The sequence below is a fragment of the Fodinicurvata fenggangensis DSM 21160 genome (assembly GCF_000686045.1).
Lineage (GTDB): Bacteria > Pseudomonadota > Alphaproteobacteria > Kiloniellales > DSM-21159 > Fodinicurvata > Fodinicurvata fenggangensis.
In genome coordinates, this window is sequence record NZ_JMLV01000001.1 from 335,552 (window position 1) to 349,166 (window position 13,615).

13 protein-coding genes are annotated in these 13,615 nt (G+C 56.2%); 7 read left to right on the forward strand and 6 right to left on the reverse strand.

Going from position 1 to position 13,615, the window contains the following annotated elements:
• Window positions 1-17: 17 nt before the first annotated feature.
• Window positions 18-599, reverse strand: a complete 582-nt coding sequence (locus BP38_RS0101595; RefSeq protein WP_026986289.1) for an anthranilate synthase component II — start codon at window positions 597-599, stop codon at window positions 18-20.
• A 150-nt stretch (window positions 600-749) separates the two neighbouring features.
• On the opposite strand from BP38_RS0101595, the gene cueR reads away from it, so the two are divergent.
• The gene (cueR, locus tag BP38_RS0101600) at window positions 750-1,166 is read left to right on the forward strand and encodes a Cu(I)-responsive transcriptional regulator (RefSeq protein WP_026986290.1); all 417 of its coding nucleotides are present in this window, start codon (window positions 750-752) and stop codon (window positions 1,164-1,166) included.
• Between the two features lie 94 nt (window positions 1,167-1,260).
• The gene (locus BP38_RS18485) at window positions 1,261-2,322 is read left to right on the forward strand and encodes a divergent polysaccharide deacetylase family protein (protein ID WP_051608834.1); all 1,062 of its coding nucleotides are present in this window, start codon (window positions 1,261-1,263) and stop codon (window positions 2,320-2,322) included.
• Here BP38_RS18485 and BP38_RS0101610 read toward each other — a convergent pair.
• From BP38_RS0101610 to BP38_RS0101630, 5 genes are read right to left on the reverse strand one after another with little or no spacing between them, the layout of a single operon-like run.
• On the reverse strand, window positions 2,266-3,024 hold the full coding sequence (locus BP38_RS0101610) for a TVP38/TMEM64 family protein (RefSeq protein WP_026986291.1): 759 nt from the start codon (window positions 3,022-3,024) through the stop codon (window positions 2,266-2,268). The two genes, BP38_RS18485 and BP38_RS0101610, sit on opposite strands and share 57 nt — an antisense overlap.
• Entirely contained in the window at window positions 3,021-3,710 is a 690-nt protein-coding gene (locus tag BP38_RS22035) for a gamma-glutamyl-gamma-aminobutyrate hydrolase family protein (protein ID WP_081816384.1), read from the reverse strand. Before BP38_RS22035 ends, BP38_RS0101610 begins: the two co-directional genes overlap by 4 nt.
• 6 nt (window positions 3,711-3,716) lie before the next feature.
• Window positions 3,717-4,721 (reverse strand): amidoligase family protein, encoded by a 1,005-nt coding sequence (locus BP38_RS0101620; RefSeq protein WP_026986293.1) that lies wholly within the window; start codon window positions 4,719-4,721, stop codon window positions 3,717-3,719.
• Between the two features lie 56 nt (window positions 4,722-4,777).
• Entirely contained in the window at window positions 4,778-6,283 is a 1,506-nt protein-coding gene (trpE, locus tag BP38_RS0101625) for an anthranilate synthase component I (protein ID WP_026986294.1), read from the reverse strand.
• A gap of 21 nt (window positions 6,284-6,304) precedes the next feature.
• Window positions 6,305-8,182 carry a peptidylprolyl isomerase gene (locus BP38_RS0101630; RefSeq protein WP_026986295.1) on the reverse strand — a complete coding sequence of 626 codons (1,878 nt, stop codon included), beginning with the start codon at window positions 8,180-8,182 and terminating at the stop codon, window positions 6,305-6,307.
• A gap of 173 nt (window positions 8,183-8,355) precedes the next feature.
• Here BP38_RS0101630 and tpiA point away from each other — a divergent pair, with 173 nt between their 5' ends.
• From tpiA to eno, 5 genes are all read left to right on the forward strand, one after another.
• A complete protein-coding gene (tpiA, locus tag BP38_RS0101635; protein ID WP_026986296.1) occupies window positions 8,356-9,135 on the forward strand; it encodes a triose-phosphate isomerase in 780 nt (259 codons plus the stop codon).
• Between the two features lie 81 nt (window positions 9,136-9,216).
• The gene (secG, locus tag BP38_RS0101640; protein WP_026986297.1) at window positions 9,217-9,615 is read left to right on the forward strand and encodes a preprotein translocase subunit SecG; all 399 of its coding nucleotides are present in this window, start codon (window positions 9,217-9,219) and stop codon (window positions 9,613-9,615) included.
• A gap of 154 nt (window positions 9,616-9,769) precedes the next feature.
• Complete coding sequence (pyrG, locus tag BP38_RS0101645; RefSeq protein WP_026986298.1) at window positions 9,770-11,395, forward strand: CTP synthase; 1,626 nt, start codon at window positions 9,770-9,772, stop codon at window positions 11,393-11,395.
• 20 nt (window positions 11,396-11,415) lie between these two features.
• Window positions 11,416-12,264 (forward strand): 3-deoxy-8-phosphooctulonate synthase, encoded by an 849-nt coding sequence (kdsA, locus tag BP38_RS0101650; RefSeq protein WP_026986299.1) that lies wholly within the window; start codon window positions 11,416-11,418, stop codon window positions 12,262-12,264.
• Between the two features lie 58 nt (window positions 12,265-12,322).
• Window positions 12,323-13,597: a phosphopyruvate hydratase gene (gene eno, locus BP38_RS0101655; protein ID WP_026986300.1), complete on the forward strand. Its 1,275-nt coding sequence runs from the start codon at window positions 12,323-12,325 to the stop codon at window positions 13,595-13,597.
• The last annotated feature ends 18 nt before the right edge of the window (window positions 13,598-13,615 follow it).

Consider the following 13,615-nt stretch of genomic DNA (forward strand, 5'->3'; position numbering starts at 1 on the left):
TGTCACACAGTCGTCCTTCAGGCGTTGGTTCTGCGGGCCAGTCTCACGAAATTGGCAAGCAATTCATGGCCGTATTCCGAGGCGATGGATTCCGGATGGAACTGTACGCCATACAGGGGTTTCTCTCGATGGTGCAAGCCCATCACCAGCCCGTCTTCCGTTTCGGCTGTTATCTCCAGTTCATCCGGCAGGCTGTCCCTGTCCAGAAGAAGAGAGTGATAGCGGGTCACGTTGAAGGGAGAAGGCAGCTTTTCGAAAACATCGCTGTTCTTGTGGGACACACTGCTGAGTTTGCCATGCAAGGGCATGGGCGCACGCACGACTTGACCGCCATAAGCCTGGCCAATGGCCTGGTGCCCCAGGCAGACCCCCAGTATCGGTATGCTGCCGGCAACCTTGGTAATCAAGTCCAGGCAGATTCCGGCCTCGCTTGGTGTGCAGGGTCCAGGGGACAGCACAATTCCCTCCGGATCCATGGCGATGACTTCGTCCGGCGTGATTGCATCGTTTCGATGCACAACAGACTCGGCACCAATTTCGCCGAGATAGTGGTATAGATTGTATGTAAAGCTGTCGTAGTTATCGATCAGGACGAACATGGCGTATTTGGACCCCATCACGAGGAATTCACAGGCCGGCGCAGGATAGGGCACCGCATTCAAGACAAGGCTGCATTTGACCTTATTAGGTCCGTGAACTCAATGTATTACCGTTGAGTTGAGCATTCATAACCCAGAGAAAGTCATGTCATGAATATCGGCCAAGCGGCCAGGGACTCAGGCGTACCGGCAAAGACGATCCGATATTACGAGTCCGTGGGCCTGATCGACCCTGCCAAACGCACATCGACCGGCTATCGTGTTTATACTGAAAGGGAAGTTCAAATCCTTCGGTTCATTCAACGTGCCAGAAGCCTTGGCTTTTCCGTACGACAGGTCTCGGAACTCATGGCTCTCTGGCGGGACAGGCGACGCAGCAGTGCTCAGGTCAAGGCACTTGCCCGTTACCATTTGCAGGAGATCGAACTGAAAATCGAGGAATTGACTGACATGCGGGATATTCTGTTCGACTTGATGGAAAAATGCCATGGAGATGAAAGGCCGGATTGCCCCATTCTGAAGGAGCTTGCAAAGGAGGGGGAAAGTGGGTCAAAGGCTGAACCCTGAGGAACCGGCTGTCCCGGACTTTACCCGGCGCCAAATCGAGAGTTACGCTTGAAGTGATTTATATCAAGAAAGTCCTTATCGGAGACCGATACGCATGACGGGTAAGCGCATCACCGTTTTTGGTCTGGGAATCCTGCTTACCCTGGGGGTGGCGGTTGCGATCGGACTTCCGGGAACCGAAGAACCGGTCGGGGAAGGCCAGAAAGTTATCGAGAGCCGGGCCGCTAAATTGAGTCCGGAAGAGAGAACAGGGGAATTGGCTGGTGTATGGCCAATCCCCGAGGCTAGACAGACAGACAGGCCCGAAGTCCTGCCGCCCCCGGAATTGGGCAGGCAGAAGCCCGTCGCCGTGAATGTTTCTCCCGTGAATGATTCTCCTTGGAAAACCTATAGTGTATCTGCGGATAAACCGGATGGTACGCCGCGTATTGCCATCATTATTGACGATGTCGGGGTGAACAGATCGGCGGCACAGAAGGCCGCGAAGCTGCCTCCGCCATTCACTCTTTCTTATCTTAGTTACGCGGAGAACGTGGAGGGATTGATTTCCGAGGCAAGGACGCGTGGTCACGAGATCATGCTGCACCTGCCCATGGAGCCAATGAATGGTGACATCGATTCCGGCCCCCGGGCGCTGACATCTGAGCAGCTTCCTGAAGAACGACAGCATGACCTTGAATGGGCATTGGGACGATTTGGGCAGTATGTGGGTGTGAACAATCACATGGGGAGTCGATTGACGTCCGATCGGGACGCCATGGAGCAGGTTCTAGGCGAAATCAAAAGACGAGGCCTGCTTTTCGTCGATTCGAAAACCTCTCCGGATACGGTTGCCCTGGAGGTCGCGCGTGAACTTTCCGTTCCATCCGTGGGCCGAGACGTTTTCATCGATCACGAACAATCCCGCTCCTTCGTGGAAGCCCAACTGGCATTGCTAGAGACCATAGCACTTGAGCGTGGCAGCGCAGTCGGAATAGGCCATCCCCACGACGTGACCCTGGATGTGCTTGCCGAATGGCAGGAAGATCTCAAGAATCGCGGTTTCACGCTTGTTCCGGTCAGTTCAATCGTTACCGATGCTTACGAAAGAATCGCTGGTTTATCCAATACGACGCCCCCGGAAGTGCCTGAAGAAGGCGGCACCAAGAGCCAATAGTGAAAGGCCTGTCAGGGCAGCGACGATCTTCGGCTCCAGAAGGGCCGAAGGCGTGATGCTTTGTCCGTCTTTCAGGGTCTGGCCAATGCCATCGCCGAGAATGACCCACACAAGCGTGCAGGGAAGTCCACCGATTGCTGTGCCGATTACGTAGGTCTTGAGCCTGACGTTCAGCAGTCCTGCAATGATGTTGACCAGCCAGACCGGCATGATGGGCAACAGCCTGAGGACCATCATGTACAACAGTGCATTCTTCCGGAAGGCGCCTTCCAGGGTCTGTGCACGCGTACCTGCGATCCTGGAAAAACTGTCACGGAAGGTATAGCGGGCCGCCCAGTAGGGCAGCAGGCCCCCCAGAGTAGGCCCCAGGGAAGAGTAAAGGCCCGCCTGCCAGACCGGGAAGATGGCGCCGCTGGTGATCGTGATGACGGCGACGGCTGGCACATTGAAGGCCGTCACCAGGGTCAGGAAAGCAAAATACAAAAGACCGGATTTGACGGGATGCGCACGCGTAAAGTCCTGAAGGCGCTCAAGGTGCTCGACAAAAAAATCGAGTGTCAGCTTTTCCTGGAGGCCCGAAAGGAAATAGGCGGCAAGCCCGCTGATCAACAACAGGGCTGTTGCTGTCTTCTTCAACCAACCGCGGTTGCGATAGAACCAAAGAAGCAGCGCTTCTGATACAGATTTGCGGGTCTCACTCACTGTGTGTGGCGTTCCTGCTGATACTGGCGAGCCGCCGCAACAAAGGTTCGGAAAAGATTCTGCTGGGCGCTGTCAAAGACCAGAAGTTCGGGGTGCCATTGGACTGCAACAAGGAAACGCGCGTCTCTGTTTTCCACGGCTTGGATGATACGGGCCTGATCATGGGCAACGGTCGTCAATCCACGACCAAGCTGGTCTATCGCCTGGTGGTGCAAGGAGTTCACACGACAGCGATCCTGTTTCAGGATGGCAGCCAGCCTGCTTTCCTTGTGGATATCGATCCATTTCTTTGGCAGCGTCGTGCTCTGTCGGCGAAGGCCTTCGTATTTCTGGTATATGTCCTGAATCAGGTTTCCGCCCAGGAATACGTTCAGAATCTGGGCCCCTCGGCAGATACCGAAAACCGGCAGGCTGTGCTTGAGCGCGTACTCGAGCAGTTCTATTTCCATGCGATCACGTTCCGGGTCGATACGCGTTTCCAGGAACAGGTCATGGTCATAGAGGCGAACATCAATGTCGTCGCCGCCACCGATCAGCAAACCGTCAATCTGTTGTGGATCACAAGTCTTGCCCGGGTACAGGCGGATTGACGAGGCGCCCGCGCGCCACAGTGCAAACCTGTTGAGATTTGCCGTGAACAGGGCACGACGACGGGAACTGGTAACAGCTATAAGGGGTTTTTTCACGTCGGCTCACGGCTCCAGCCACTGTGCCGACATCTTGGCCCAGTTGTTGTGAAACAGCTTGTTCTGGTTGTCCAGAAAGGCAAGTGCCATTTCGGAAAGCCTGTCTCTTGCATGAGCCAGCTTCTCGACTTTCAGCCAGCGATTCCATTCGCCGGTTACGCTCCATCCCGGTTTGTTGAACGAAGCGTTAGGGAGCCGATAGTGGAATGTCGGCCTGGCTTTCACCAGGGAGCTGGTGATTTGGCTCATGACCCGCTGTTCGTCCAGAAAGCGGAAGAGCGGCAGCATATCGAGTTCTCGATTGCGTGTCGGATTGTACTCTATGTAGTCATCGATCAATTCTTCACGCGATGGCTGATAATCCTTTTGCAGGATCAGCTTTATGTAGGACAGGGGAAAGCGATCAACGAAAGGCAGGATACGGCGCGTGACGTCGATGTTGATGGATTCGCGCAACCAATCCGACAGAAGACAATAGGCCTGCAGGTGCCTTAGAAGGTAATCCGAATCACTGTGAGAGACTTCGGGATTCAACTGGACGCCGAAAGCATAGGCCCAGGAACTTTCCGTGCCCTCGGCACCTGCTTTCGTCAGGTCATCGACCAATTCATCTATCTGCGGAATCCAGGTATAGGGAATAGGGGGGCCTACGATTTCCGTCGGCAACCAGCCTTCGCTCAGATCTCCGATGAAGGCTTCGGTGCGCCGGAGCATATCATCGAGTTTCTCTTCCTTGACCAAGCCGCCCAGGAGTCTTTTCGCCGTCCCTTCCTTTTCTTCGGAAGGGTGGGCATAGCGGACATCCAGCTTGCAGTCGAAATCGCCAAGTTCTGTATTCTTGACCTGAAAGTAATGTGGGTCGTGACTGATGACCTCTCCACCGAAGCGAGTCTGAATCAATTCAGCCGAACGCAAAGCGGAAAGACTGCTGAATTCAAGCTCCACACCGACTCGACGAATCTGACCGGATTCGTTCTCGACAAGGGGGGGCGTTTGCAACTCTTCGGTCATGCTTCAGTCATATAGCCCACACCCCTTTGTGCGCAACCGGCAAGGCCTTTTCCGCTTCAGTTCTTCTGGGCAAAACGCAAGGCTTCCTCGGCAGCACGGATCAAGGCGCGTGCCTTGTTCCTGCATTCCTGATACTCGGATTCAGGATCGCTATCGATAACGACACCGGCTCCAGCCTGCACATACATGCGGTTATTCTTGACCAATGCCGTTCTCAGGGCGATGCAGGTGTCCATGGAGCCCTTGGCGCCGAAATAACCGATGGCACCGGCAAAAAAGCCCCGGCGGTCGGATTCCAGTTCTTCAATGATCTCCATGGCACGGACTTTCGGTGCACCCGAGACCGTTCCGGCCGGGAAGCCGGCCATCAAAGCATCGATTGCATCATACTCCGGTGCAATCTGGCCCTCGACATTCGAGGATATGTGCATGACATGGCTGTAGTATTCGATCTGGAACTGTTCGGTAACCTTGACTGCCCCGATCTTGGAAACCCGTCCCACGTCATTGCGTCCCAGGTCGAGCAGCATCAGATGCTCTGCCCGTTCCTTCGGATCGCTCAACAAATCCTCTGCCAGCTCCCGGTCTTCTGCAGGTGTTGCGCCACGTTTGCGCGTTCCGGCAAGGGGGCGGATAGTGACGGTTCCGTCGCGCAGTCTGACCAGTATTTCCGGTGATGAGCCGACCAGGGAAAAGTCCCCGAAGTTCAGGTAAAACAGGAAAGGTGAGGGATTGAGTCGTCGCAAGGCTCGATAGAGCGAGAAGGCGGGAAGGTCGAAGGGCACCGAGAAGCGCTGACCGAGTACGACCTGATAGATATCCCCGGCCGCAATGTATTCACGCGCCTGCTCGACCATTTCGAGATAGCGCTCTTTGGGGATGTTGGCATCAACATCCAGCGAGACCGCGGGCAGGTCCGTCTGTTCCGGCTTGCGACTCAGCGGATTGTCGAAATCTTCCATGATCGCCTGAAGGCGTTGAATGGCCCTTTGATAGGCCTCTTCAGCACTGACCTCCTCTGCCGGCCAGACAGGCGTCAGGATCGTAACGACATCCTCAACACGGTCGAATACGGCAGTGACTGTGGGTCTGACAAAGAAGGATTCCGGCAGGTCGAGGGTATCGGGATTCTCGTCCGGCAGTTTTTCCATGTACCGCACCATGTCGTAGCCGACATAACCGATCAGACTGGTGGCCATGGGAGGGAGATGTTCGGGCAGGTCGACTTCGCATTCGCGGACCAGCTGCTTCAGGTTTTCCAGCGGATTGCCGCTTTCCTGTTCGAAGGCCTCGGGTTCGGCCAGCGCCTGGCGGTTTATTTCCGATGTGCCCCGGTAGGCTCTCCAGATCAGGTCCGGCTTCATGGTAATGAAGGAGTACCGGCCTATTGTGGATCCGCCCTCTACGGATTCAAACAGGAAGGAATAGGGCAGACTGTCTGCTAGCTTCAGGAATGCCGAAACAGGTGTCTCGAGATCCGTGACAAGCGTTGTCCAAACGAGTTGCGGTGTCCCGGTTTCCAGGTTCGTCCTGAATTCATCAAACGCGGGATAGGTCTGCATGGAACGGATTTCCTTCACGGATCAATAGGATGGAATGGCACGCTGAAGCCGGTCTTCGTTGATTGTAACCTCATAGTCGCTCTCCAGGCCGCGACGGAAAAGCGTTTCGAGATCATTACCCAGGCCCTGTTCCAATTCTGTCTGAAGTTCTGTGCCACTTTCCTCATCGTCGCTTTCTGCTTCGGCCGGCACGATTTCCTTCAAACGGGCGACGATGGGGCCTTGAGGTCCCTGGCTAAGGACAACATCGCCTTCATCGGCCGAGAAGAGTTGTGAAACGAGATCGCGGGAGGGGCCATCGTCAGAGCGCAACAGGGCGTCTGTTTCCTGTGTCTCAACACCGTTTTCCTCTGCGATGGTGTCCAGCGACTTACCCTCGGCAACCTGTGCTTCCAACTCTTCGGCAAGCGCATAGGCCTGCTCCTCGCGCTGCTCGCGAATCCAGAGAGTCTCTATCTCATTGGAAATTTCCTCGAAGGGGCGTGGAGCGGGATCTTCCACCGCATCCACCTGAAGGACAAAGTAGCTGTCCCCAGAGGAGGTTTCGATCAGCAGGCTTTCCTGGCCTTCCGAGAGGCTGAAGGCTTCGGAAAGAAAGCGTTCGCGATCTGGCAGGCCCTCGATTGTTTCGCCTTCCCGGTCGCGCCCTTCGGAATCGAGAGCCTCGATAACCTTTACATCCAGGTTCATTTCCTGTGCGGCCTCCTCCAAGGGGGCGCCACCTGCGAGCAGGTCATCGAGTTCGTTTGCCAGGCTGACCGTTGCTTCAACGGCCTCGTATTCGACGACTTCCTCGCGCAGACGCTCGCGAACTTCCTCGAACTCAGGTTCCTCGCCTTCACGAATTTCCTTCACGCGAATGATGTGCCAGCCAAAGGAACTCTCCAGAGGTGGTGTGATTTCATCCTGTTCGAGTTCAAAGACGTCTTCGGAAAGGCTCTCGGGCAGGTCGTCCGAGCGAACAAATCCCAGTTCGATGGGGGCTTCCCCGCTGGTTTCCTCAATGACGTCCGAATAGTTCTCTCCAGCCTGTATTGCTTCATAGGCCTGCTGGGCGGTTTCCTGGTCATCGAAGAGGCCTTGTTCGACAGAGCGTTCTTCCGCGACGCTGAACTCGTCCTTTCTGGCCTGGTATTCCTCGCGCAGTCGGCCTTCATCGACACCCACGGTCTCCCGCACGTCAGCGGGCGAAAGGTGGATGTAGGAGACCCGTCGATATTCAGGCGCCATGAAGTCATCGCGCCGTTCTTCATAGAAACTGCGCAGCGTTTCTTCATCGGGGGGATCAACGTCATCCATGTCTGCACGGGGAATCACGATGTAATCGGCAATACGACGTTCCTCGCGATACTGCCTGATCTGTTCACTGAGTGCTTCTGGCGCCTTCAGAGGCGCGGCAAGGGCCGACGTGATCTGGTTGACGGGGATGTCCTGGCGCAATGATGCAACCAGTTGTGCTTCACTCATCTGGTTGTTGCGCAGGAGCTGCTGGAAGCGCAGTCGGTCGAATTCACCCTCACTGTTCTGAAATGAGGGCGTGGATACGATTACATCGCGAATCTGTTCTTCCGTGGTGACCAGGCCAAGCTTGCGGGCATGCTGAATCAAGAGTTCATCGGCGATAAGCTGTTCTAGCACCTGTCGGTCCAGCCCGATCTGCCTGGCCATCTCGATCGTGAAGTCTTCCCCCAGGACTTGCCTTTGCCGGTCATAAGCCTGCATGAAGGCTTGACGGTAGGCGTTGCTGGAAATTTCTCGCTCGCCAACAACAGCAACGTTGTCAGGCTCTTGCTGTCCGCGGAAGATGTCTCCCACACCCCAGAGAGCAAAGCTCAGGATCAGCAGTCCAAGAAGCACGAAGAGAGAGACCTTGGCGATGATGCCACGCAGTTTGCCCATGAATAAGGATTCCAGTTACGGCCAGGTTTGATGATCGAATGCCGACCCCACAGTCTCGGCAATGGCGCGGCATCTTAGAAAGGGTGCAGCTATGGAGCAATATCATATCCATATTCTGGTGAATGGAAGAGCAGCGTGCTAGACAACCAACATCAGAGCACAGGGGAGTTGCAATGAGGCAGAAGCTGATCGCCGGTAACTGGAAAATGAATGGCCTGAGCGAAGAAGGGCTTCGCTTGGCGGAGGGCATTGTCGACCGCAGGCTTCGCGACATTGAACACGGCGGAGAGATAAGCCGGGCCTGTGAGTTGCTGCTATGCCCGCCCTTTACGCTCCTGGCACAGATTCGTCCTTTTCTGGGGGGAACTGGAATTGCACTCGGCGGCCAAGACTGTCATCCGGAACTATCAGGCGCTCATACCGGAGATATCAGTGCCGCGATGCTGATGGACCTGGGCTGTGAATATGTGATTGTGGGTCATTCCGAACGTAGACAGGACCATGGCGAAAGCGATGACCTCGTGCGTGCCAAGGCCAATGCGGCCCTTCAGGCCGGGCTGACCCCCATTGTCTGTATTGGCGAGACGGAGTCCCAGCGTGAGCAGGGACAAACTCAGGCTGTTCTGCGCTCCCAGTTGGAAGGCAGCTTGCCCGAACTGGACGGGCGAGAAGCAATGCGCCTGGTGGTTGCCTACGAACCTGTCTGGGCGATCGGAACTGGAAAGTCTGCCGATGTCCAGGATGTGACGGATGCGCATTCCGGTATCCGCAGCTATTTGGCTGAATGTTTCGGGTCTGACCTTGCTCAAGGGGTTCGCGTGCTATACGGAGGGTCTGTCAAGCCGGAGAATGCAGCAAAATTGCTGTCATTGGACAATGTGGATGGGGCGCTTGTTGGGGGCGCGAGCCTGAAATTGGAAGATTTTTGGGCGATTGCTACATCTTGTCCCTAGAAACCACAGGCCTGACAGGTTACATAGCTGCCCGCGCACATAGCCAAACCCGCTTCACAAGTTGATGGACCCTTTTCCGTCATGATGCAGATTCTGTTGATCGTACACCTCCTGATCGTGCTGGCCCTGATCGGCGTCGTCTTGCTTCAGAAAAGCGAAGGCGGCGGACTGGGTATTGGAGGCGGTGGCGGCGGTGGCGCCAGCGGCGGTATGGGCGGCTTCATGACCGGTCGTGGATCCGCAAACTTCCTTAGCCGCACAACAGCCGTGCTTGCGGCCTGTTTCATGGCAACCAGTATTACCCTGAGCATTCTGGCTGGGACTCAGACCGAGCCAACATCCATTCTTGACACCATCGACGAGGACAGCGACACGCCGACCCTGCAGGATGGCGGTGCTGCTGACGGCGAAGGTGATGCCTCCGGACAATCGGGGGATGATGGTGACGGCTCTTCAGATCCGAGTGTTCCGATCCAGTAGGTTCCGTTTTGGTGGCGGCCGGGGTGCCGCAACCAGTCATCCGACGCGGCCTCGGTGTTGCGTTATCCTTTAAAGTTCAACAGTTAGTGCCCCCGGCAAGTGGTGATCAATATGCCCTTGCCGTGAAGGGCCATTGCGAAGATAGTAAAGGCCCATGACGCGGTTTATTTTTATCACCGGCGGCGTGGTTTCATCCCTCGGCAAAGGTCTCGCTTCCGCTTCGCTTGGCGCGTTGCTCCAAGCCCGTGGATACAAGGTTCGCCTGCGCAAGCTCGATCCCTATCTGAATGTGGATCCGGGCACGATGAGCCCCTATCAGCATGGAGAAGTCTACGTCACCGATGACGGTGCGGAGACAGACCTGGATCTTGGTCACTACGAACGCTTCACGGGCGTGCCATCCCGGCGAACGGACAACGTGACGACCGGTCAGATATATTCACGCATCTTGGCGAAGGAGAGGCGAGGGGACTATCTGGGCGCAACGGTTCAGGTCATTCCCCATGTGACGGATGAGATCAAGGAGTTCATCCGCAGCGATATCGACGGTGAAGATTTCATCATTTGCGAGATCGGGGGAACCGTAGGTGACATCGAAAGCCTGCCCTTCCTGGAAGCCATAAGGCAGTTGGGCAACGAGTTGGGCTCGTCCAGTACGCTTTACATGCACCTGACCCTCGTGCCCTACATTGCTTCAGCCGGCGAATTGAAGACAAAACCCAGCCAGCACTCCGTGAAGGAACTGCAGGCCGTTGGCATTCAGCCAGATATACTGGTCTGTCGTTCCGAGCACGAGATTGACTGGGATGCACGGCGCAAGCTGGCGCTGTTCTGCAATCTTCGCGAGGAAGCCGTCATCCAGGCGCTCGACGTTGACACGATCTATGCCGTGCCACGTGCCTACCACGAGGAGGGCATGGACACGGTTGTTTGTCGTCACTTCGGGCTGGATAACAAGGAACCCGACCTGGCCATCTGGGACCGGATTACGGATACGGTGCGCCACCCCGATGGCGAGATCTCGATCGGTGTTGTCGGCAAATACACCAGCCTGATCGATGCCTATAAATCGCTGAATGAGGCATTGGTTCACGGCGGGATCGCCAACCGTGTCCGCGTGAAGATCAAATGGCTGGATGCCGAGATATTCGAGGACAAGAGCCGCATTCATGAGCTGGAGGATGTAAACGGCATCCTGGTTCCTGGCGGTTTTGGCGAGCGCGGCACGCAGGGCAAGATTGAAGCGGTGCGTTTTGCGCGTGAGCACAAGGTGCCCTATTTCGGCATCTGTCTCGGCATGCAAATGGCGGTGATCGAGTCCGCTCGCAACATGGCCAACATGCCCCAGGCTGGGTCCAGTGAATTCGGGTATGCAGATCCTGCGATTGTCGGCTTGCTGACCGAATGGCTGCGTGGAAACGAGGTTGAAACGCGTACGGCCGCCGGCGATCTTGGCGGAACCATGCGTCTGGGCGCCTATCCAGCCGTGCTGCAGGAGGGGAGCAAGGTCGAAAGCATTTACGGCGTGCAGCAGATCAGCGAGCGCCACAGGCACCGATACGAAGTGAACGTCTATCACAGGCAGGCTCTCGAGCAGACCGGACTGGTCTTTTCCGGGTTATCACCGGATGGAAGTCTTCCGGAAATCGTCGAGTTGCCGAGCCATCCCTGGTTTATAGGCGTTCAATTCCACCCTGAACTGAAGTCGAAACCTTTCGACCCGCACCCGCTCTTTACATCCTATATCAAGGCGGCTGTCGAGCAATCGCGCCTCATGTAGGCGGAAAGGACCAAAGCGATATGTCTGCGCCAATTACTGTTTCCATAGGCGACCTGAACATTGCAAATGATCGTCCCCTGGCAGTCATTGCCGGCCCCTGTGCCATGGAAAGCCGTGCACATGCCCTGGAAATGAGCCAGGCACTCAAGGAAATCACAGATTCTCTTGGTGTGGGCCTGATCTACAAGTCGTCCTTTGACAAGGCCAACCGCACGAGCCTGAAGTCCAACAGGGGTGTCGGCATGGCGGATGGCCTGCCGATCCTGGCGGAGGTCCGGGAAACGCTTGGCTGTCCCGTACTGACGGATGTGCACGATGCTTCGCAGTGTGCCCCTGTCGGGGAAACAGTTGATGTCTTGCAGATACCGGCCTTTCTTTGCCGACAGACCGACTTGCTCGTTGCTGCAGCGGAAACCGGCTGTGCTGTGAATGTCAAAAAGGGTCAATTCCTTGCGCCCTGGGACATGCGCAATGTTGCCGAGAAGATCCGCGCCGTCGGCAATGACCGTGTGCTCCTGACGGAACGCGGCGTTTCCTTTGGCTATAATACACTTGTTTCGGATATGCGCGGCTTGCCGATCATGGCGAGCCAGACCGGCTGTCCGATCGTTTTCGATGCCACGCATTCGGTTCAACAGCCAGGCGGTCAGGGCGGGACCTCGGGTGGCCAAAGGGAATTCGTTCCCGTTCTCGCCCGCGCAGCGGTGGCTGTCGGGGTTTCGGCGGTCTTCATGGAAGTGCACCAGGATCCGGACAACGCACCGAGCGACGGACCGAACATGGTCCATCTGAAAGACTTCCGCGGACTGCTGGAAACTCTTGTTGCCTTTGATAAGCTGGCCAAGGACAATCCCGTCGAACTGACCTGAACCATTCTGCCAGTGCTTTCCTGTCGCTGCAGTCGACACAGTTACCCAGAGGACAATCATGAGCGCCATTACCGATATTCATGCCCGCGAGATCCTGGATTCCCGTGGCACCCCGACCGTGGAAGTTGATGTGCTGTTGGAAACGGGGGCCTTTGGGCGCGCTGCCGTGCCTTCCGGGGCCTCGACGGGGGCTCACGAGGCTGTGGAGCTGCGTGATTCTGACAGCGCTCGTTATCTCGGAAAGGGCGTTCAGAATGCCGTGAATGCCGTCAATCACGAGATATTTGATGCTCTGTCCGGCCTGGATGCCAGCAATCAGGCTGAAATCGACACTACCATGATTGCGCTCGACGGGACCGAGAATAAAGCGCGCCTTGGCGCCAATGCCATCCTGGGTGTTTCATTGGCAACGTCCAAGGCAGCCGCGCAAGACAGCGGGCTCCCTCTCTATCGTTATGTTGGCGGGGCCTACGCATCGAACCTGCCGGTGCCCTTGATGAACATTGTCAATGGCGGAGCGCATGCCGACAATCCGATAGACTTTCAGGAGTTCATGATCGCGCCCGTCGGTGCTGATGGCATTCGTGAAGCCATTCGTATCGGTGCCGAGGTCTTTCAGGCACTCAAGGCCGCATTGAAGCGGGCGGGGCACAATACGAATGTCGGGGATGAAGGCGGTTTTGCTCCAGGCCTTCGCTCTAGCCGTGAAGCTCTGGATTTCATCACTGCATCGATCGAGCAGGCCGGTTATAAGCCGGGCGAAGATGTGGTGCTGGCTCTGGATTGTGCAGCGACGGAGTTTTTCGAGAAGGGTGGTTACAATTTGACCGGGGAAGGACGGCGCCTTGGTGCCTCTGAAATGGTTGATTACATGAAGGAACTGGTCGAATCCTATCCCATCGTCTCCATAGAGGATGGCATGGCCGAAGACGATTGGGAGGGCTGGCGCTTGCTGACCGAGCAGATCGGCGATCAGGTCCAGCTCGTCGGCGACGATCTTTTTGTGACAAACACACGTCGCCTGAAACAGGGAATTCAGGATGGCGCTGGAAACGCCATCCTCGTGAAGGTCAACCAGATTGGGACCCTTACGGAAACGCTCGATTGCGTTGATACCGCAATGCGGCACGGCTTCGGGGCCGTCATGTCGCATCGTTCGGGTGAGACCGAAGACACGACCATCGCCGACTTGGCTGTTGCAACCAATTGCGGGCAGATCAAGACGGGCTCGCTGTCACGCTCTGATCGCTTAGCCAAGTACAACCAGTTGATTCGGATCGAGGAAGAACTGGGGCATCAAGCGCGCTTTCCCGGGAAAAGCGTTTTCCGCTGATACACTTGGCGCGCAGTA

What these genes read in the sequence shown, in the direction of transcription:
- pyrG (WP_026986298.1), top strand. Translation starts at nt 9,770, where the DNA reads ATGACGCGGTTTATTTTTATCACCGGCGGCGTGGTTTCATCCCTCGGC.
- kdsA (WP_026986299.1), top strand. Translation starts at nt 11,416, where the DNA reads ATGTCTGCGCCAATTACTGTTTCCATAGGCGACCTGAACATTGCAAAT.
- tpiA (WP_026986296.1), top strand. Translation starts at nt 8,356, where the DNA reads ATGAGGCAGAAGCTGATCGCCGGTAACTGGAAAATGAATGGCCTGAGC.
- BP38_RS0101595 (WP_026986289.1), bottom strand. Translation starts at nt 599, where the DNA reads ATGTTCGTCCTGATCGATAACTACGACAGCTTTACATACAATCTATAC.
- BP38_RS0101630 (WP_026986295.1), bottom strand. Translation starts at nt 8,182, where the DNA reads ATGGGCAAACTGCGTGGCATCATCGCCAAGGTCTCTCTCTTCGTGCTT.
- secG (WP_026986297.1), top strand. Translation starts at nt 9,217, where the DNA reads ATGATGCAGATTCTGTTGATCGTACACCTCCTGATCGTGCTGGCCCTG.
- BP38_RS18485 (WP_051608834.1), top strand. Translation starts at nt 1,261, where the DNA reads ATGACGGGTAAGCGCATCACCGTTTTTGGTCTGGGAATCCTGCTTACC.
- eno (WP_026986300.1), top strand. Translation starts at nt 12,323, where the DNA reads ATGAGCGCCATTACCGATATTCATGCCCGCGAGATCCTGGATTCCCGT.
- trpE (WP_026986294.1), bottom strand. Translation starts at nt 6,283, where the DNA reads ATGCAGACCTATCCCGCGTTTGATGAATTCAGGACGAACCTGGAAACC.
- cueR (WP_026986290.1), top strand. Translation starts at nt 750, where the DNA reads ATGAATATCGGCCAAGCGGCCAGGGACTCAGGCGTACCGGCAAAGACG.
- BP38_RS0101620 (WP_026986293.1), bottom strand. Translation starts at nt 4,721, where the DNA reads ATGACCGAAGAGTTGCAAACGCCCCCCCTTGTCGAGAACGAATCCGGT.